Source organism: Nocardia sp. NPDC055050, assembly GCF_053608345.1.
This window is the reverse complement of the sequence record NZ_JBSGVG010000026.1, coordinates 49,500-68,356: the sequence shown is the minus strand read 5'-3', so window position 1 is coordinate 68,356 and position 18,857 is coordinate 49,500. Positions and strand designations below refer to the sequence as shown.

Here is an 18,857-nt window from a genome sequence, read left to right as displayed (position 1 = left end):
ATCATGCCCGAATTGTCCGTTTCAGTCGGCTTTGCGGAACGATTGCCCGTCATGATTTCACACACATCGGCGGCCGACGCACCCGCCGCGCACACGGAAAAGCGCTTTCGCCCGGTTCGCGAGCGCTGCTACCGTCACCGCATACCCCGACCACAGCCCCGAGAGGAGCGAGCCGTGTACGAATCCACCGCGCAGAACCAGCGCCCCACCGCGATGCACCGGCCCAGCCCCGGTGCCGTGAAGTCGGGTACCCGCCTCGCGCGCGCCCGCTTCATCGCCTGACAGGCGATTTTCGCCCGACCCCGGGCCAGTCCCGACCATGAGCCGTGCCAGGTCCCTCCTCGTTCGTCGCCGCCTGCTTCCGGCACGGTCAGAGCAAACCGGGAACGGCGTCACTCGTCCTCGGACGCACCGGGATCGCCGCCACGGATCGACCACAGCAACCCGTCCAATTCGTCGGGCTTGATGAGCACGTCACGCGCCTTGGAACCCTCACTGGGCCCGACCACGCCGCGCGTCTCCATCAGGTCCATCAACCGGCCCGCCTTGGCGAAGCCGACGCGCAGCTTGCGCTGCAGCATCGAGGTCGAACCGAACTGTGAGGTGACCACCAGCTCCACCGCTTGCAGCAGCACGTCCATGTCGTCGCCGATATCGGGGTCGACGTCCTTGACCTCGCCGGCCTTGGCCGCGGTGACACCCTCCTGATATTCGGGTTCGGCCTGGGTCTTGCTGAACTCGACGACGGCCTGGATCTCCTCGTCGGAGATGAACGCGCCCTGCAACCGGGTCGGCTTGCCCTGACCCATCGGCAGGAACAGACCGTCGCCCATGCCGATCAATTTCTCCGCGCCCGGCTGGTCCAGGATGACGCGCGAGTCGGTGAGCGAGGAGGTGGCGAACGCCAGCCGCGAGGGCACATTGGTCTTGATCAGACCGGTCACCACGTCCACCGAGGGCCGCTGGGTGGCCAGCACCAGGTGGATACCGGCGGCACGCGCCTTCTGGGTGATCCGCACGATCGCGTCCTCGACATCGCGCGGTGCGGTCATCATCAGGTCGGCCAGCTCGTCGACGATGGCCAGGATGTACGGGTAGGGCCGGTAGACGCGTTCGCTGCCCAGCGGCGCGGTGATCTTGCCCGAGCGCACGTTCTTGTTGAAGTCGTCGATGTGGCGGACCTTGTTGGCCTGCATGTCCTGGTAGCGCTGCTCCATCTCCTCGACCAGCCAGGCCAGCGCGGCGGCGGCCTTCTTCGGCTGGGTGATGATGGGCGTGATCAGGTGTGGAATGCCCTCGTACGGCGTGAGCTCCACCATCTTCGGGTCGATCAGGATCATCCTGACCTCCTCGGGGGTGGCCCGGTGCAGCAGCGAGATCAGCATCGAGTTCACGAAACTCGACTTACCCGAACCGGTGGAACCGGCCACCAGCAGGTGCGGCATCTTGGCCAGGTTCGCCGAGACGAACTCGCCCTCGATGTTCTTGCCGAGACCGATCACCAGCGGATGGTGGTCGTTGCGGGTGTGCGGCGACTTCAGGACGTCGGCCAGGCGCACCAATTCGCGGTCGGCATTGGGCACTTCGATGCCCACGGCCGACTTACCGGGGATGGGCGCGAGCAGGCGCACGTTCTCGGTGGCGACGGCGTAGGCGAGGTTACGGGCCAGCGCGGTGATCTTCTCGACCTTGACGCCGGGACCGAGCTCCACCTCGTAGCGAGTGACGGTGGGGCCACGCACGAACCCGGTGACGGCGGCGTCGATCTTGAACTGCACCAGGACTTCGGTGATCGCCTCGATCATCGATTCGTTGGCCGCGGAACGCTTCTTGGGCGGGTCGCCGTCGAGCAGCAGTGTCAGCGGGGGCAGCGTGTAGTCGCCGTCGACGACCCGATCGGTGACGAACTCCGGTTCCGGTGGCGGCGGCGGGGTCTGGTCGACCGGCTTGACCACCGGCCGCTTGCGCGCCGGTTTCGGTGCGGGCGCGGGCGGTTCCTCGATCGGCTTGGCATCGCGCAGCGGCGGTTCGCCCAGTGATTCGGTGACCGCGTCGGAGCCGCCGAACTCGTCGGGCGGGTAGTTGTCGTCGGGGTTGCGGCCACGGCGACGGGTTCGGTTGCGGTGCACCGGGAATCCGTCGGCGTCGTAGTTGGCCGGGTCGTAGGGGTCGCCGTCGTCGGCGTATTCGCCGAGGCCGAAGTATTCGCTCAGCTTGGCAGGCACCTCGCGCACCGTGGTACCGGTGAGCAGCAAGACGCCGAACATCATGGCCAGCAACAGGATCGGCAGCGCGAGCCATGGTGTGAGCCCCTGGCCGAGCGGTCCGCCGATCGCATAGCCGAGCGCGCCGGCCGCGGTGGCGCGGCCGTCCGCGCCGGTGGGGGAACCAGCTGCCAGGTGCCAGACCCCCAGGGCGGGAAGCACGACGAGTAGCCCACCGAGGACCAGCCGTGGCCGGATCTCCGGATGTGGTTCGGTGCGCATCAGCACCACCGCGAGCGCGACCAGCAGAATCGGCGCCAGCGCGGCCGCGGAACCGGCGATCGCCCGGACGATGTCTTCGAGGAAACGGCCGACCGGTCCGCCCGCCGACAGCCACATCGCGGCGGCGATGATCGCGCTCAACGCGATGAGCGCCAGGCCGATGCCGTCGCGCCGGTGCCCGTGGTCCAGGTCGCCTGCCCGGCTCAACGTGCGGGTGGTGGCGCCGACGCCGCGCGCCAGCATGGTCCAACCGCTCCCGATCCCGCGGCTGATCACCGCCAGCGGTGCGGTGTTGGAGGCGCGTTTGACCGGCCTGCGTACGGGCGTGGTGCGCCCACGCGGAGCCGCCGTCGCTCGCGGGGTCGCCGAACGAGACCGCGCCGCCGGCGTCTGCCCCCTGGTCGATCCCGCCCGCGCACGAGAGGTCGTGGTGCTGCGGGACTTACCTGCCATGACCATCAGGCTAGCCGCTCGAACACCTCCGAGACCATCCGCAACACTGGTCCCACCGTGCTCGCCGCGGTGATCCAGGGTGGATGCGCAGGTCGCAGCGCCCCGGTCAGCGCGGGGAAATCTCGCCGGGAACCGCGTTTCGCGGGCCCGAACTTACGGAATCCTTGTCGATCGCCACTGATTCGGGCGTGAGCGGGCTCGCGCGTCTAGCGGGGGCGCCGTAACCCTCGGTACGTTGACTGCGCTCTATCGGGTCGTCGACCCGTGCAGATGAAGGGGACGCTACAAGTGAAGAGAATGCTCACCAGCGCGGCCGTGCTGGGTGCCACCGCAGCCGCAGTGTTCGCGGGGCACATCGCACCGGCCCAGGCGCAGTCGGGCAACTACGGCGCCATCGCGGTGTCGGTCAAACCGGGGGTTTACGGATACGCCACGGACTACGGCAGCTATGCCGATGCCGAGGCCGGTGCCATGTCGGCCTGCCTGCGTGGCGGCGGTGGTGGCGGGTGCGACGTGAAGGTGTCCTACCGCAACGGGTGTGGAGCCATCGCGATCTCGCGCGGGTGGTGGAGCTACGGCTCCGCGTCGACGATCGGCGGCGCGAAACGCGAAGCGCTGAACAACAATCCGGGCAACGCCTACATCAAGCACTGGAACTGCACCAGCGGCTACCAGCTCTAGCCCGACCGTTTCGACCATGATCATGGGAGTTGTAGTGAACAACCGTCCAGTGAAATACGCTGCCGTTCTCGTCGCGATCGTCGCGGCGCTCGGCCTCAGCGCGTGCAGTTCCGGCGCCGACTCGACCAGCACGAGCGCGGGAACCACCACCAGCAAGGGCGGCGCCTTCGAAACGGGCGACGCCAAGTCGGGCAAGGAAGAGGGCGGTGAGCCCGCGGCCACCACGGTGCCCAACCTGCCCAAGCCGACCGCCGCCGAGCTGAACGCCCGGTTGAACAAGGCCCTCGCGGGCCAGCTCACCGGCGAGGAGAAGAAGACCTACATCGAGGACGCCGACCAGGATCCGATGCTGGTCGACAAGTTCGTCGAGGCGGCGAAGCAGAACAACGTCAAGGTCGCTATCACCACCGTCGGTGACCCCGCCGATGGCAAGCTCAAGGCGAACGCCGATGTCACCATCGACGGCGCCCCGGTCAAGGACGCCTTCGTCGACTTCGTCGCCGAGGACGATTCCTGGAAGGTGTCGCACGTGTTCGCGTGCAACATCGTGAAGTCGGCGCAGCTCGACTCCGCGGCCTGCCAGGCCTGAGTCACGGTCCGAATATCGGTCCGAAATATCGGGTCCGAATATCAAGAAAACCGCTGGACGACATAGTCGCCCAGCGGTTTTCAGTTGATCTGTTGATCTGTTGATCTGTTGATCAGGCGATCAGACGGCGACGACCGTCGGCACGATCATCGGGCGGCGACGATAGACGTCGGCGACCCAGCGGCCGACCACCCGGCGCACGCCCTGGGCGATGCGGTGGGTGTCGGTGATGCCCTCACCGGCCAGGCGCAGCAGCTCCGCCTCGACCAGTTCGTTCGCGCCGTCGAGCGCGGTCCGGTCGTCGGAGAAGCCGCGCCCGTTGAGCTCGGGCGTGCTCACCGCCTTGCCGGTGGTCGAGTCGATGACGATGGTGATCGAGATGAACCCACCCTCGCCCAGAACCAGGCGGTCCGACAGGGTCGACTCGCCGACGTCGCCGACCGAGAGGCCGTCGACGTAGACGTGTCCGACCGGCACACGGCCGACGATGGAGGCGATGCCGTCGACCAGGTCGACCACCACGCCGTCCTCGGCCAGCATGACCCGCTCCTCGGGCACACCGGTCGCCACCGCCAGTGCGGCGTTGGCGCGCAGGTGCCGCCATTCGCCGTGCACGGGCATGGCGTTGGTCGGGCGCACCGCATTGTACAGGTACAGCAGCTCACCGGCGGAAGCGTGCCCGGAGACGTGCACCTTCGCGTTCTGCTGGGTGATCACGGTCGCGCCGAGCCTGGCCAGGCCGTTGACCACGGCGAACACCGAGTTCTCGTTGCCGGGGATCAGCGAGGACGCCAGCACCACCAGGTCGTCGGCGCGGATGTTGATCTGGCGGTGCTCGCCGCGCGCCATCCGTGACAGCGCCGAGAGCGGCTCGCCCTGGGAGCCGGTGGAGATCAGCACCAGGCGGTTGCCGGGCAGGTTCGCGGCCTGATCGAGAGTGACCACGACGTTGTCGGGCACGGTGAGGTAGCCGAGGTCCTGCGCGATCTCCATGTTGCGGACCATCGAGCGACCGACGAAGCAGACCTTGCGGTTGTACTTCTGCGCGACGTCGACGACCTGCTGGATGCGGTGCACGTGGCTGGCGAACGACGCCACGATGACGCGGTTGGTGGCCTTGCCGATGACGTTGTCGAGCACGCCACCGATCTCGCGCTCGGGGGTGACGAAACCGGGAACCTCGGCGTTGGTGGAGTCGACCAGGAACAGGTCGACACCTTCGTCGCCGAGGCGGGAGAAACCGGCCAGGTCGGTGAGGCGGCCGTCGAGGGGCAGCTGGTCGAGCTTGATGTCGCCGGTGTGCAGGACCACGCCGGCACCGGTGCGGATGGCCACGGCCAGCGCGTCGGGAATCGAGTGGTTGACCGCGAAGTACTCGAGCTCGAACGGGCCGTGCACCGTGGTCTCGCCCTCGGCGACCTCGCGCAGCTTGGGCTGCAACCGGTGCTCGCGCGCCTTGGCCGCGACCAGCGCGAGGGTGAACTTGGCGCCGATCACCGGGATGTCCTGGCGCAGGCGCAGCAGGAACGGCACGGCACCGATGTGGTCCTCGTGGCCGTGGGTGAGCACGATGGCCTCGACGTCGGCCATCCGGCCCTCGATGGGCCCGAAGTCCGGCAGGATCAGGTCGACACCGGGCTGCTGGTCCTCGGGGAACAGCACACCGCAGTCGACGATCAGCAGCTTGCCGCCGTATTCGAACACGGTCATGTTGCGGCCGATTTCGCCGATGCCGCCCAGGGCGAACAGGCGCAAGCCGTTCTTCACCAGCTTCGGCGGCGGGCCCAGCTTGTCGTGGGCCGCCTTCTCGCGCGGCTCGGCGACCGGCGCGGAACCTCGACCGCGTCCACCGCCCTGCCTGCCACGGCCGCCACCGCGGGACTGCTCGGCGGCGGGCTTGCTCTTGGCCTCGGCCTGCTTGCCCTTGACTTCGGTAGCCGGCTTGGTCCTCGCGCGCCGCGGCGCGGTCTTCTTCGCGGTCACTTGTTCTTCGGCGACGCTGAGCAGGTCGGTGCCCACTTCGGCACTACCGGCCAGGTTCGCTTCCGCGGTGACCTCGGCGATCGGTTCGGCGATCGCCGGTTCCTTCGCCGCGGGGGCTTCCTCGGGCGCGACCACCTTCTTCACCGCGGCCTGCGCGGTCTCCACCGGCGTCGGCTCCGGCGCACCGGCGGCACGCGATGCCGAACGGCGGCGGGGCTTACGGGCTACGGGTTCGGTCATGCCGACACCCCCGCGGCCTGCAGGTCCAGCGCCAGCTCCTCGAGCTGTGCCTGCGTCGGCATCAGCTGGGGCAACCGGGGCTCACCTACGTCGATGCCGAGCAATCGGAGTCCTCCCTTACACATCGCCACACCTCCCAGGCGGGTCATGGCCGCGTACAGCGGCAGTAGTGTCGCGTTGATCTCTCGCGCCCTGGCCACGTCACCGATGGTGTAGGCGTGGTGGATCTCGCGCAGTCGCTCCGGCACGAGGTGTCCGATGACGCTGATGAACCCGACCGCACCGACCGAGAGCCAGGGGAGATTCAGTCCGTCGTCACCGGAGTAGAAATCCAGATCGGTGGTCGCGATGAGATCGGCTCCGGAGACGAGATCGCCCTTGGCATCCTTCACCGCGACGATGTTGGGATGCTCGGCAAGGCGCCGGATCGTGTCGATGGCGATAGGCACCACCGACCTCGGTGGAATGTCGTAGAGCGTGATCGGCAGCGCGGTGGCGTCGGCGACCGCGGTGAAATGCGCGATCAGGCCCTCCTGTGTGGGCCGCGAGTAATACGGGGTCACCACGAGCAGACCGTGTGCGCCCGCGTTCTCCGCGGCACGCGCCAGTTCGATCGAGTGCGCGGTGTCGTAGGTACCCGCGCCCGCGACCACGGTGGCCCGGTCGCCGACGCCGTCGACGACCGCCCGCAGCAGATCATGCTTCTCGGTTTCGGTCGTGGTCGGCGATTCGCCGGTGGTACCCGAGATGATCAGCAGGTCGACCCCACGGTCGACCAGGTGTGCCGCCAGTGCGACACCGGCATCGACGTCGAGCTTGCCCGCAGCGCTGAAGGGGGTCACCATCGCGACACCGACCGTGCCGGACGCGCGCAGCTCCGTTGGCGTCGATTCACCGTTCGTCATGGTCAGAAAGGCTACCCGGTCGCCGGATGCGCCTCGACACCCTAGCGCCCGAAGCGGCTGCCGGTGGGTGTTTTTCACCTTGCGTGATGTCACATATGACGTCACAATGATGTCATGGATCTGAATGCTCATACCGCGCGGTTGCGCGAGGAACTGATCGCCGCCGCCGCGCTCGGCGACGAGAAAACGCAGGCCACCGCCGCCGCACTCGCCGCCGCGGTGGAGAGTTCGAGCCGCCTGGTGCTGCTGTCGGCGCTGTCGGAACTGGCCGCCGAGATCAGTACCGAACTCGGTGACCGCACCGTGCACGTCCGCCTGGAAGGCACGCAGGCGAAGGCCGACGTGCGCAAGAACACGCCGCCGGGCGCGGAGGAACCCCAGACTTTCGAGGAAATGACCGGCGACATCAGCCGGGTGACCCTGCGACTGGTCGAACAGCTCAAGTCCCGCGCGGAGGAAGCGGCCCAGCAGAACGGGCAGTCGCTCAACTCCTGGCTCTCCGGCGCCGTCAGTGGCGCGTTGAAGGATCAGATGCGCGGTTACGGCGGCAAGGGCTGGTAGGCGGCGTCCGAGATCACAGCAGTGGGGCCAGGTCGCCGCGTTCGCCGATAACGACTTCGTCGAGTTCGAGCCAGTCGGCCATTTCCCGCAGTGCCCCGCGCAAAGCCTGGGCGGTCTCGGCGGTCGCGTAGCCGGGTTCGGCGAACGCGCCGGGGGCGAGCAGTCGGCCGGTGGCGCGTTCGGCGCGCAGATCCACCCGGCCGACGAGCTTGCCGTCGACGAGCAACGGGAAGACGTAATAGCCGTGCACCCGTTTGGGTTCGGGGGTGTAGATCTCGATGCGGTAGTGGAAGTCGAAGATCCGCTGGGTACGTGGGCGGAAGAAGATCAGCGGATCGAACGGGCACAACAGCGCGGTCCCGGTGATCCGGCGCGGGGTGGCGGCCTCCGGGTGCAGGTAGGCGGGCGCATCCCAGCCGTCGACGTCGACAGGCAGTAGTTCGCCCGCGTCGACCAGGTCGGCGATCGCCGGGGCGCTCTGGCGCCGGGCCAGGCGGTAGTAGTCGCGCAGGTCGGCCTCGGTGCCGATCCCGAGGGCCCGGCTGGACCGGCGGATCAGCTCGCGCACGGCGTCGTCCTCGGCGATCTCCCGGTCGCGTACATCGGCCGGGACGACCCGTTCGGTGAGGTCGTAATGCCGGGTGAACCCGACCCGGCGGGCGGTGGACAGCTCACCGGCGGCGAAGAGCTGCTCGCAGATCATCTTCGTGTCGCTCAGGTTCCACCAGGTCCCCTTCGGCCGGGGTTTGTCCAGTTCCAGATGACGTTCGATCTCCCCGGCGCTCGCCGCGCCCACCTCGGTCACGACATCGAGAATGTCCTTGCCCAGCGTGGGATTTCGTTCGACGATCGTGCGCATCCCCGACCAGCGCCCGTGCCGGTACTCCCGCATCCGCCAGCGCATCAGCGGCCAGTCGGCGACCGGGATCAGCGCCGCCTCGTGCGCCCAGTACTCCACCAGCCCCCGTCGCGCCTTCGCGCTGTCGCTCCAGGCGGCGCCGTCGAGCAGGCCGCGATCGTAGGGGCCGATCCGGCTGAACACCGGCGCGTAGTGCGCGCGGACCACAGCCGAGACCGAATCTATTTGCAGCAGACGGGTTCTGGCGACCACATCGAGCACGGCCCGACGCTTCGGGTTGGTGGGCCTTCGCTTGCCGAAGCCCTGCGCGGCCAGCGCCGTTCGACGGGCCTGCGCCGCATTCATCCGCTGCATTCGCTCAGCCTGACACAGGGGTCCGACAGGTTTTCGGCGCTCAGGTGGAGACCCGGACCTCACCCGCGGTGTCGATCTCGGTCCGCCGATCCCCGCCCGGCGCGGCGGCCAGCACGGTCGCCACCCAGCGTCTGCCGACCGGCAGCACGCGCACGGTCACCGAGCCCGCTCCCGCCATGTCGAGTTCGTCGACCGCGGCCTCGATCACGTGGTGGCGCACCCATTCCGGGACCCCGAGAAAGCCGCCGTCGTCGAGCAGGGTGACCTCGACGCCGCGCGATCGCGCCCCCCGAGCGGCGGCGCTGAGCCGATCGGTGACCAGCTGCGGCGCCCGGAGCCCGTCGCGCAGCTCGGCTTCGAGCAGCCTGCACTGTTCGCGTTCGGTGTCGGTGAGCTCGATCCCGGCGGCGATGCGGGCGAGCAGGGGCCCGGCCACCCGGTCGAGTGCTCCCAGCTGACGATCACGCTCGGCAGTGGCCGCGGCCAGCGCGGCCTCGGTCGCCGCGCGTCGATTGGCCTCGCTGCGCAGTTCCCGCAGCGAACGCTGGGTGGGCCGCACGATCGACATGAACACCGTCACCGCGCCGACGGTGGCGACCGGCGTCAGCGCGCGCACCACGGTTTCGGGGTGCCAACTGGTGAACACCCCCATCGTCACCAGCACCGTCGCGGCGGCCGCCACGCCGAGCCAGGCCGACACGATCCGCCCGCGCAGCACCAGCATCGCCAGCAGATACGACGTCGGATAGGCGGTCCACAGCTGGTGGGCGAACCCCGACGAGCTCTCGAGCCACGGCACGGTGAGCGCCATCGCCGCAGGTCCGGCACACGCCACGTAGATCGTGGCGGGCCACGGCAGCGGGTCCACCGGGAACACCAGCACCACCAGCGCGGCCACGGCCATCAGCACCAGCGCGGCGGCCGCGGCCGCCGGCGGGGCGATATCGAAATTCACCCGCAGGTACATCACGATGGTGGCTTCGAAGATCACCACGAACAGCCACGCCGTGCCGTCGCTGAGGCCGAACAGATCGCGCATCGCGAACGGCAGATCCCGATCGACCATCAGCTACCCCACACCAGTGTCACCACGGTTCCCGCGCCCGGCGCCGATTCCACGAACGCCGCGCCACCGGCGAGCGCCCGCATCCGGCCCAGGATGCTGCCCGCGATCCCCATCCGATCGGCCGACACCCGCGCCGGGTCGAACCCGGCGCCGTCATCGGACAGCACCACCCGGATGCCGCCGGTCGCGATGGTGACCGACACACCGCGCCGCACCGTCCGACCGGGGACGTCGGCATGACGCACGCTGTTGCGCACCGCCTCCGAGAGCGCGGCCCCGAGCACCTGGGCGGCCTCGATCGGCAGGCACAGATCGGCCGCGCGCCGCGAGGACACCTGCACCGGGACCTCGGATTCCACCTCGCGCACCGCCTCGCGCAGGAATTCGATCGCCGCGGCGGCGTCGAGGTGGTCGATCTCGGGCGCGGTCCGCGACAGCTCGAGCTGTTCGAGGGTGCGCGCGGCCTGGTTGCGCAGCACCGGCGAGGACTGCTGCGCCCGCGAGGCCTCCAGCAGCGTCGACAGCACCGCGTCGTGGATGAGCGCCGCGAAACGCGCGCCCTCGCGTTCTCTGGCCGAGGTCGCCGCGACCGCCGCCGCCCGGCTGCGCTGCCGGACCGCTTCCCGGTCGACCCGTTCGGCGGCGGCACGCGCGTACACCACGCACCACAGGAACAGCGCGGCTACGCCGAGCGCCCTGGTGATGTCGCCGAACAACGCCCCCATCGAACTGTCGGGCACCACAAGGGCATTCGACACACTGGTCGTCACCGCGAGCAGGGCTGCGAACGCGGCCGCACCACGTCGCGGCCACGCCAGACCCGCGGCCAGCACGCCGACAGCGAGCCCTCGATAAGGCCACGAGGCGAACGAACCGACGTGCACCACGGGATACACCAGCGGCGTCGCCACGGTGGCCGCGAGGTAACACACGGCGGCCGCGGCGGCGGTGCGCCGGATCGCCGCGGCGGTGCCGCGCGCCGACACGATCGCCAGCACACCGAACATCAGATACGCCGACACCAGATGCAGTTCCGGCCACACCGAATGATTGATCGGCTGCACCAGCACCGCGGGCAGTTCCAGCACCATCACGATCGTGGCGCCGGTCCCGATCACCAGCCCGAGCCTGCGCAGGATCTGTTCGGTCGCCGCGCGCGAGAAGTCGACGTCGCCGACCGGTGCGGGCGCCGTCGCGACCGCGAGATCGGTCACGTGCGCTGCTGCCTTTCCGGCACGGGCAGCCATCCGTCCTCGACGGCCCGTTTGTACAGATCGGTCTTGGTGGGCGCGGGTCGGCCCGCGTCGGCGTACTTCTGCCGGATGCGGCCCAGGTAGTCGTTGACGGTCTGTTCCGACAGACCGGTCAGCCGGGCCACCCGCGAGGCCTTCTCTCCCGAGGCGTACAGCATCAGCACTTCCTCCTGACGCGGGCTGAGCCCGACGTCGGAGAGCTTCGGATCGCCGTCGATGGCGGCGGCCCAGTCGGTGGTCACCACCTGCTCCCCCGACGCGGCCCGGCGCACCGCCTCGACCACGGTCGCCACGCTCTCGGACTTGCGCAGCACCCCGAGCACGCCCGCTTTGGCGGCGGAGCGGACCAGGAAGGCGTTGTCGGCGCCGGTGAACACCAGCACCTCGATGTCGCGTTCGCGCAGCGCGGTGACATTGTCCTCGGGCGTCGAGCCGTCGGGCAGGCGCAGATCGAGGACGACGAGGTCGAGATCGGTGGTCTCGGCGAGCAGCCCGGCGACGGACTCCGCCACCGCCACCAGTTCCAGGTCGGGTTCGGGGCCGAGCATGGCCGCCAGTCCGATCGCCACGGACTCGTGGTCCTCCACCAGACCGACCCGCCGCACCGTGCGCGTCTGCGCCAACTCGCTCACCCGACCACTCCCCATCCTCGAACACCCACCGCGGCCAGCCCGCAACACGTCGGTCGAGTTCTACCGCATCCCGAGCCCACGTGTCAGCCCACCAAAATTCGGGGCGGACCCGCTGTCCCGATCAGCTATTCCATCAGACCAGCGGCGATGGTCGCGCCGAGTTCCCAGCATTTCTCCAGATCGGCCTTGCTCGGCGGTCCCGAGACCACGACCGCCTCGGCGGCGCGCTGCCAGCCCAGCCCGGTGGTGATCCGCTCCACGCTGCTCTCAGCACCTTCGGTGCCTTCGTTGCCGTGCAGGTAGAGGCCGTAGGGGCGCCCACCGGTCGAGTCGAGGCAGGGGTAGTAGATGGTGTCGAAGGCGTGTTTGAGCGCGCCGCTCATGTAGCCGAGATTGGCCGGGGTGCCGAGCAGGTAGCCGTCGGCGTCGAGCACATCGACGGCGGTCACCGCCAGCGCGGCCCGGCGCACCACTTCGACCCCCTCGATCTCGGGGTCGCTCGCCCCGGCGAGGACCGCTTCGAACATCGCCTGGGTGTGCGGCGACGGGGTGTGATGGATGATCAGCAACCGGGCCATGGGCTCGCTACTCTCCTGGGTCGCGTTCCAGTTTTTCCAGCGCCACCGCGCGGCGCATGGTGTCGCGGGCGCGGCCCCGGTCGCCGGCGTAGTCGTAGGCGCGGGCCAGCCGGTAGGAGGAACGCCAGTTGTCCGGGTCGGCTTCCCATTCGGTCTTGATCTGTGTGAACAGGGCGTCGGCCGCGTCGCGTTCGATCCGGCCGGAGGGTCGGCGCGGCAGTTGCGAGGTGTCGACCTCCAGTCCTTCCTCGTGGATACGCCGGGCCAGCCGTTGATGCGCGAACGCCGCGCTCAAGGTCGCCCACAGGATCCAGAGACCGACGACGGGCAGCAGCAGCATGCCGATGCCGATCGCGATACCCGCGAACCCGCCGTCGGCGATGTAGGCGATGGCGAGCCCGCCGAGCCGGACGAAGTAGAACAGCAGCGCGACGACCAGGAACACCACGACCGCAACGGTTTTCAGGACCTGCCGATCGGGTCGCTGCGCGTCGGAGTCGCTCACAGATCCAGGAACGGGTCGAGCCCGACGGTCAGACCCGGCCGTCCGGCGATCTCACGCACCCCGAGCAGCACGCCCGGGGCGAACGAGGACCGGTCGATGGAGTCGTGGCGAATGGTCAGGGTCTCGCCCTGGGTGCCGAACAGCACCTCCTGGTGGGCCACGAGCCCGGCCAGTCGCACCGAATGCACTCGCACACCGTCGACATCGGCGCCGCGGGCACCCTCGAGTTCGGTGGTGGTGGCGTCGGGGCTGATCCCGACCCCGGCCTCGGCGCGGGCCGCGGCGATCACCGCGGCGGTGCGGTAGGCGGTGCCCGAGGGGGCGTCGGCCTTGTTCGGGTGGTGCAGCTCGATGACCTCGACCGAGTCGAAGAACCGCGCCGCCTGCTCGGCGAATCGCATCGACAGCACGGCGCCGATGGCGAAGTTCGGCGCGATCAGCACGCCCACCTCGGGGCGCTGCGCCAGCTGCCCGCGTACCTCGGCGAGGCGGGCCTCGTCGAAGCCGGTGGTGCCGACGACGGCGTGGATGCCGTTCTCGATCAGGAACTTCAGGTTGCCCATCACCACATCGGGGTGGGTGAAATCGACGACCACCTGGGTGCCCGCCTCGGTGAACGTCTCGAGCGCGTCACCCTTGTCGACCTGCGCCACCAGCTCCAGATCGGGCGCCGCCTCCACCGCCGCGCAGATCGCCTGCCCGACCTTGCCGCGTGCTCCGAGCACTCCGACCCGAATGGTCACCGCATCTCCTCGTCCTCGACTCAGCTTGCTCGTCGAAGCCTATCGAGCAGCCCGTGGGGCCGCGGCGCCGACCTCACACCATCGGGCCTGCCGAGCCGTCAGTCGAAGACGATCACCTGTCGTAGCGCCGCGCCCGCCGCGAGATCGTCCATCGCCTGGTTCACCTGGTCGAGTCCGATACGGGCCGAGACGAGCCGTTCCAGCGGCAGCTTGCCCTCGCGCCACCGCCGCACGTATTCGGGGATGTCACGGTCGGGAACAGCGGAGCCGAGATAGCTGCCGATGATGGTGCGGCCCTGCGCCACCAGCGCCAGTGGCGAGATGGTGGCCGTGGCGGTCGGGGCGGGCAGGCCGACCGTCACGGTGACGCCACCGGGTGCTGTTGCGGTGACGGCGGTTTCGAACGCGCGGACGTTGCCCGCCGCTTCGATCACCACGTCGGCCTGCACGCCCTGCTCGGCGACCTCGCCCGGCGTGCAGGCCGCGGTCGCACCGAATTCGCGGGCGAGCGCCAGCTTTTCGGGAACCGTGTCGACGGCGATCACCTCACCGAGCCCGAGCGACACCGCGACGAGCACCGCCGCCATCCCGACACCACCGAGCCCGACCACCATGATCCGGTCGCCCGCACCGGGTTTCGCGGCGTTGAGCAGTGCGCCGCCGCCGGTGAGCACCGCGCAGCCGAGCACCGCCGCCACCTCGGGCGGCACGTCGTGGTCGACCGGGACGACCGAGCGCCGGTCCACCACCGCGTGCGTGGCGAAGCCGGAGACGCCGAGATGGTGCTGCACCACCTCGCCGTCGCGCGTGAGCCGTCGGCCGCCGCCGAGCAGTTCGCCCGCGTTGTTGGCCACACTGCCCGGCCCGCACGGCGTGCGTCCGTTGCTCGCACAGCCCGCGCAGTCGCCGCAGCGCGGCAGGAACGTCATCACGACCCGCTGTCCAGGGGCCACATCGGTGACACCGGCGCCCACCGATTCGACGATGCCCGCGGCTTCGTGGCCGAGCAGCATGGGCACCGGACGCACCCGATTGCCGTCCACCACAGACAGATCCGAATGGCACAGGCCGGCCGCTTCGATGCGCACCAGCAGTTCGCCCCGACCCGGTTCGGCCAGTTCCAGGTCACACACCGTGATGGGCTGCGAATCGGCGAACGGCGCCGGATCGGCGATCCGTTCCAGAACGGCTCCACGAATCTTCATGGTCGCGACGCTACCGCGAGTGCCCTTTACAGGTTCCGGGATCTGTCGCTAACCTCGATCTCGGTGATGGTGCTCCTGTCGGCCGCCTCGTACCGTGCCCAGGGTCGGCGCCATCACGAACAAGGAGAAATCCCCTGTCAGTGCAGTTCAATCACACCATTGTCGGATGCCGCGATAATCGGGAGACCGCCGAGTTCTGGGCGGACATCCTCGGGTTGGACGTAGGAAAAGAGTGGGGGCCGTTCATTCCGATCGCCCTCGATCACGGTGCGGCCTTCGATTTCGCCAAGGTCCCGCCCTTCGTTTCCGAGATCCAGCCGCAGCACTACGCGTTCCTGGTCAGCGAGGCCGAGTTCGACGCGGCCTACGCCAAGATCCAGCGCTACAAGCTGGACCATTGGGCCGACCCCCAGCAACACGGGGTCAACGAGATCAATCACAACGATGGTGGTCGCGGTGTCTATTTCCTCGACCCCAACGGCCACTTCCTGGAACTGATCACCGTTCCGTACGGCGGTTGGCCCGAGTAGTCGTTCAGGCCGGTCCCCACTGGGACCGGCCTGTTTGCGATTACCCGAGCTTCGCGGCCGCGCGGGTCCCGCGCAGACCCAGCAGCGCGGCGCCGACACACGCCACCGAGACGCCCACGATGAACCAGGGGAATACCGTCGTGAGTCCCCAGGTCGTCGCGGCCCAGCCCGCCGCCAGGGTCGGCAAGGCCATCGCCGAATAGGCCAGCAGGTAGAAGGCCGACATGGTCTCGCCACGGCGATGCGGCGGAACGACCTCGGACAGGTGCCGCAGCGACCCACCGAAACCGAGACCGAAGGTGCCGCCGAGCACCAGACCGGCGAGGACCACTACCGCGGGCTCTTTCGTGGCCAGCGCCGGAATAGTGGCGAGTAGTGCGGCCGCCATGCCGAGGTCACCGATCATCGCGGCGCGACGGGCCGGCACCCGGGTGGCCAGCAACTGCGCCAACGCGCCCGCCAGCGCGGTGCTCGCGACGACGACACCACCGAACACCAGATTGTGCACGCCGGTTTCGGCCGCGGCCAGCGACGGATACAGCGACAGCAGGACACCCAGCACCGACCAGGCGGCCATCACGCCGATCGCGGAGAACCAGAAGTCGGACCTGATCTCGTGCGGGACGGACGGTTTCGCGATGGTGATGCGTGCCTTCACCCGGGTGGTGTGCGGTTCACGAAGGGCGAGAATGCCGGCCCCCGCGGCGACACAGATGACGGTGATCACCACATACGGCGTGCGCAACGGCGACGGCGCGTACTGCGCGAGCACCGCGGTGCCGAGCACCGCGATCGCGATGCCGACGTTGAACGCGACGCCGCTGAGCTGCCCGGAGCGAGCACCACGCTCGGGCCGCAGATCCAGCAGCGCCGCCGCGCCCGCGACGACGGTGGCGCCGACGGCCGCCCCGTGTAATGCCCTGGCCAGCAACAACATCGGCACCGAATCGGCGAGCAGGAAGACGCCCAGCCCGAGGATCATGGTGGCGAAGGCGCCGATCATCACCGGCTTGCGGCCGACCACATCGGAGATCCGGCCGGAGACCAGCACCGCGCCGAGCGCCGCGAAGGCATAGACGGCGAAGACCAGGGTCGTGGTCAGCGGGGACAGATGCCACTCGGTCTCGTAGATCCCGTAGAGCGGAGCGGGCGCCCCGGAAACCCCGAGCGCCACCGCGCTCGCGGCCAGGACGAGCCCGTACGCCCAGCGCTGCCCGGCCTCGACCGGCGCCATCGTTGTCGCTGCCACAGCAGCCCCCATCAGCAGAGTTTGATAACCATCGAACGATGATCAGGCTACGCCGAGTATGATGACTATCAAACCCCCGAGTGAGGTAACTCATGACACAGGCTAAAGATCTCACCCCGGCGCCGACCATACCCGTCGCCGCGCTCCCCACCGTCCTCGGCGCCCTTCACGACCCCGTCCGCCTGGAGATGGTCCGTCGCCTGAGCAATGCCGCCGCCCCCGTCCGCTGCGCGGCGCTCTACGACGCGATCAACAAATCCACCGCGACCCACCACTTCAAGATCCTGCGCGAAGCGGGCCTGATCGAACGGCTCACCATCGACGGCCAGACCTTCCAGGAACTGCGCACCGATGCCGTAGAGCACGCGCTGCCCGGCCTGCTCCCCTCGATCGTCGACGCCGCCAACCGTGTGGATGCGGATGCCACACACCGCGACGAGCAGTCCTTGCGCTGATCGCCCGACCGGCCCTGCGTGTTTCCAGCGTTCCGCGGCTGTCGCCACCGCGCCGCCCGGCAGTGACGGCGTGCCGGCCCAGATGGCCGCAGGCGACCGGGCGCTTCCACCCGGGGTGGCGCGACACCGCTCACCACCGATCATCGGCACCGCCGTTCACGCGCGCACCCGGATGACCCCGGTGCCGAATTGCTCAGCGCTCGACGAGCTTTCGGACCGAGGTGGGCAGATCGCGGGTGCGCTGATACGGGCCCGACACCGCCGCACCGTAGGGGCGGGCGAGCAAGGTGCGGGCGATCTCGCTGACCTCGTCGGTGGTGACGGCGTCGATGCGAGCCAGGGTCGCCGAGACGCTGCGATGGTTGCCGTAGCTGAGTTCGCTGCGGCCGATGCGGTTCATCCGGGAGGCCGAGTCCTCGAGGCCCAAGACCAGCCCGCCGCGCAACGAGCCCTTGGCCCTGGCGCATTCGGCATCGGTGACGCCGTTGGCGGCGACCTCGTCGAGCACGCCACGTGCCAATGTCGCGACCTGGCCGAGGTTTTCGGGCTGGCAGCCGAGCGAGACCGAGAACGCGCCGGTGTCGGCGAAGGTGTCGACGCTCGAGTACACCGAGTACGCCAAGCCGCGTTCTTCCCGGATGCGCTGGAACAGGCGCGAACTCAGGCCGCCGCCGACGATGGTGTTGAGGATCGACAGCGGCCAGCGCTGTTGACCTTCGTGCCTGCCGAACGCCCGCACCCCGAAGGCGAGGTGGGTCTGTTCACTGTCGCGGTTGATCCTGATCAGGCCGGGTGCGCCCTGCGCGCGGAACTTCCCTTCGCGGCGCGGCGCGGGCTCGGCGGTGGTGTCCAGGTGTGGCCCGAACGCGCGGTGCACCAGTTCCACTACGCGTTCGTGCTCCACGTTGCCCGCCACCGCGACGACCATGCGATCGGGCCGGTAGCGGCGCTGATGGAAGCCGCGCAGCTGGGCAGCCTGCATGTTCTCGATGGATTCGACGCTGCCGATCACCGGGCGCCCGATCGGATGGTCGCCGAACATGGCGGTGAGGAAGGAGTCGGCGACCAGGTCTTCGGGGTCGTCGTCGCGCATCGCGATCTCTTCCAGGACCACCTGGCGCTCCACGTCGACGTCGATCGCGCGGCACAGACCGTTGAGCACCACATCGGAGACGAGGTCCACCGCGAGCGGCAGGTCCTCGTCGATGACGTGGGCGTAGTAGCAGGTCTGTTCCTTGGCGGTGAACGCGTTGAGCTCGCCGCCGACCGCGTCCATGGATTGCGCGATGTCGAGGGCGGTGCGTGTGGGCGTCGCCTTGAACAGCAGGTGTTCGAGGAAGTGCGCGGCGCCGGCCACGGTGGGGCCCTCGTCGCGCGAACCGACGCCTACCCACACTCCGATGGAGGCCGAGCGCACGCCGGGCACGTGCTCGGTGACCACACGAAGGCCACCGGGCAGCACGGTGCGGCGCACTCCCCCGGTGGAGACATCGTCAGCGGATTCGGTATTCGACTCGGTCAACTTCGGTT

Annotated in this window: 18 protein-coding genes; 5 read left to right on the top strand and 13 right to left on the bottom strand. The window is 69.1% G+C overall.

Going from position 1 to position 18,857, the window contains the following annotated elements:
- Positions 1 to 392: 392 nt before the first annotated feature.
- On the bottom strand, positions 393 to 2,939 hold the full coding sequence (locus ACWGCN_RS24325; RefSeq protein ID WP_378992377.1) for a DNA translocase FtsK: 2,547 nt from the start codon (positions 2,937 to 2,939) through the stop codon (positions 393 to 395).
- 297 nt (positions 2,940 to 3,236) lie between these two features.
- On the opposite strand from ACWGCN_RS24325, the gene ACWGCN_RS24320 reads away from it, so the two are divergent.
- Positions 3,237 to 3,620: a DUF4189 domain-containing protein gene (locus ACWGCN_RS24320; protein ID WP_378628262.1), complete on the top strand. Its 384-nt coding sequence runs from the start codon at positions 3,237 to 3,239 to the stop codon at positions 3,618 to 3,620.
- A 34-nt stretch (positions 3,621 to 3,654) separates the two neighbouring features.
- Complete coding sequence (locus ACWGCN_RS24315) at positions 3,655 to 4,209, top strand: hypothetical protein (protein WP_452459911.1); 555 nt, start codon at positions 3,655 to 3,657, stop codon at positions 4,207 to 4,209.
- A 120-nt stretch (positions 4,210 to 4,329) separates the two neighbouring features.
- Here ACWGCN_RS24315 and ACWGCN_RS24310 read toward each other — a convergent pair whose 3' ends face one another.
- Positions 4,330 to 6,432, bottom strand: coding sequence for an RNase J family beta-CASP ribonuclease (locus tag ACWGCN_RS24310; protein ID WP_452459912.1), 2,103 nt, complete (start codon positions 6,430 to 6,432; stop codon positions 4,330 to 4,332).
- The gene (gene dapA, locus ACWGCN_RS24305) at positions 6,429 to 7,337 is read right to left on the bottom strand and encodes a 4-hydroxy-tetrahydrodipicolinate synthase (RefSeq protein ID WP_378992374.1); all 909 of its coding nucleotides are present in this window, start codon (positions 7,335 to 7,337) and stop codon (positions 6,429 to 6,431) included. Before dapA ends, ACWGCN_RS24310 begins: the two co-directional genes overlap by 4 nt.
- Positions 7,338 to 7,451: 114 nt before the next feature.
- Between dapA and ACWGCN_RS24300 the strand changes: the two genes are divergently transcribed.
- Positions 7,452 to 7,898 (top strand): hypothetical protein, encoded by a 447-nt coding sequence (locus ACWGCN_RS24300; protein WP_378992372.1) that lies wholly within the window; start codon positions 7,452 to 7,454, stop codon positions 7,896 to 7,898.
- Between the two features lie 13 nt (positions 7,899 to 7,911).
- On the opposite strand, the gene ACWGCN_RS24295 is transcribed toward ACWGCN_RS24300, so the two are convergent.
- From ACWGCN_RS24295 to ACWGCN_RS24260, 8 genes are all read right to left on the bottom strand, one after another.
- On the bottom strand, positions 7,912 to 9,111 hold the full coding sequence (locus ACWGCN_RS24295) for a winged helix-turn-helix domain-containing protein (protein WP_378992370.1): 1,200 nt from the start codon (positions 9,109 to 9,111) through the stop codon (positions 7,912 to 7,914).
- 40 nt (positions 9,112 to 9,151) lie between these two features.
- A complete protein-coding gene (locus ACWGCN_RS24290; protein ID WP_379313051.1) occupies positions 9,152 to 10,177 on the bottom strand; it encodes a hypothetical protein in 1,026 nt (341 codons plus the stop codon).
- On the bottom strand, positions 10,177 to 11,391 hold the full coding sequence (locus ACWGCN_RS24285) for a sensor histidine kinase (protein ID WP_379313050.1): 1,215 nt from the start codon (positions 11,389 to 11,391) through the stop codon (positions 10,177 to 10,179). The genes ACWGCN_RS24290 and ACWGCN_RS24285 overlap by 1 nt, the downstream gene beginning before the upstream one ends.
- Entirely contained in the window at positions 11,388 to 12,077 is a 690-nt protein-coding gene (locus tag ACWGCN_RS24280; RefSeq protein WP_378626553.1) for a response regulator, read from the bottom strand. Before ACWGCN_RS24280 ends, ACWGCN_RS24285 begins: the two co-directional genes overlap by 4 nt.
- 110 nt (positions 12,078 to 12,187) lie before the next feature.
- Positions 12,188 to 12,640 carry a flavodoxin family protein gene (locus ACWGCN_RS24275; protein ID WP_378655351.1) on the bottom strand — a complete coding sequence of 151 codons (453 nt, stop codon included), beginning with the start codon at positions 12,638 to 12,640 and terminating at the stop codon, positions 12,188 to 12,190.
- Between the two features lie 7 nt (positions 12,641 to 12,647).
- Positions 12,648 to 13,145 (bottom strand): hypothetical protein, encoded by a 498-nt coding sequence (locus ACWGCN_RS24270; RefSeq protein WP_378992365.1) that lies wholly within the window; start codon positions 13,143 to 13,145, stop codon positions 12,648 to 12,650.
- A complete protein-coding gene (dapB, locus tag ACWGCN_RS24265; protein WP_378761874.1) occupies positions 13,142 to 13,888 on the bottom strand; it encodes a 4-hydroxy-tetrahydrodipicolinate reductase in 747 nt (248 codons plus the stop codon). Before dapB ends, ACWGCN_RS24270 begins: the two co-directional genes overlap by 4 nt.
- A 98-nt stretch (positions 13,889 to 13,986) precedes the next feature.
- Entirely contained in the window at positions 13,987 to 15,093 is a 1,107-nt protein-coding gene (locus ACWGCN_RS24260) for a zinc-binding dehydrogenase (RefSeq protein WP_452450337.1), read from the bottom strand.
- A 134-nt stretch (positions 15,094 to 15,227) separates the two neighbouring features.
- Between ACWGCN_RS24260 and ACWGCN_RS24255 the strand changes: the two genes are divergently transcribed.
- Positions 15,228 to 15,623 (top strand): VOC family protein, encoded by a 396-nt coding sequence (locus ACWGCN_RS24255; protein WP_364411883.1) that lies wholly within the window; start codon positions 15,228 to 15,230, stop codon positions 15,621 to 15,623.
- A 40-nt stretch (positions 15,624 to 15,663) separates the two neighbouring features.
- Here ACWGCN_RS24255 and ACWGCN_RS24250 read toward each other — a convergent pair whose 3' ends face one another.
- Positions 15,664 to 16,857, bottom strand: coding sequence for an MFS transporter (locus ACWGCN_RS24250; protein WP_378992407.1), 1,194 nt, complete (start codon positions 16,855 to 16,857; stop codon positions 15,664 to 15,666).
- 107 nt (positions 16,858 to 16,964) lie between these two features.
- Between ACWGCN_RS24250 and ACWGCN_RS24245 the strand changes: the two genes are divergently transcribed.
- On the top strand, positions 16,965 to 17,327 hold the full coding sequence (locus ACWGCN_RS24245) for an ArsR/SmtB family transcription factor (RefSeq protein ID WP_378992362.1): 363 nt from the start codon (positions 16,965 to 16,967) through the stop codon (positions 17,325 to 17,327).
- Positions 17,328 to 17,520: 193 nt separating this feature from the next.
- On the opposite strand, the gene ACWGCN_RS24240 is transcribed toward ACWGCN_RS24245, so the two are convergent.
- Positions 17,521 to 18,849, bottom strand: coding sequence for a M16 family metallopeptidase (locus ACWGCN_RS24240; RefSeq protein WP_452459932.1), 1,329 nt, complete (start codon positions 18,847 to 18,849; stop codon positions 17,521 to 17,523).
- Positions 18,850 to 18,857 lie beyond the last annotated feature (8 nt).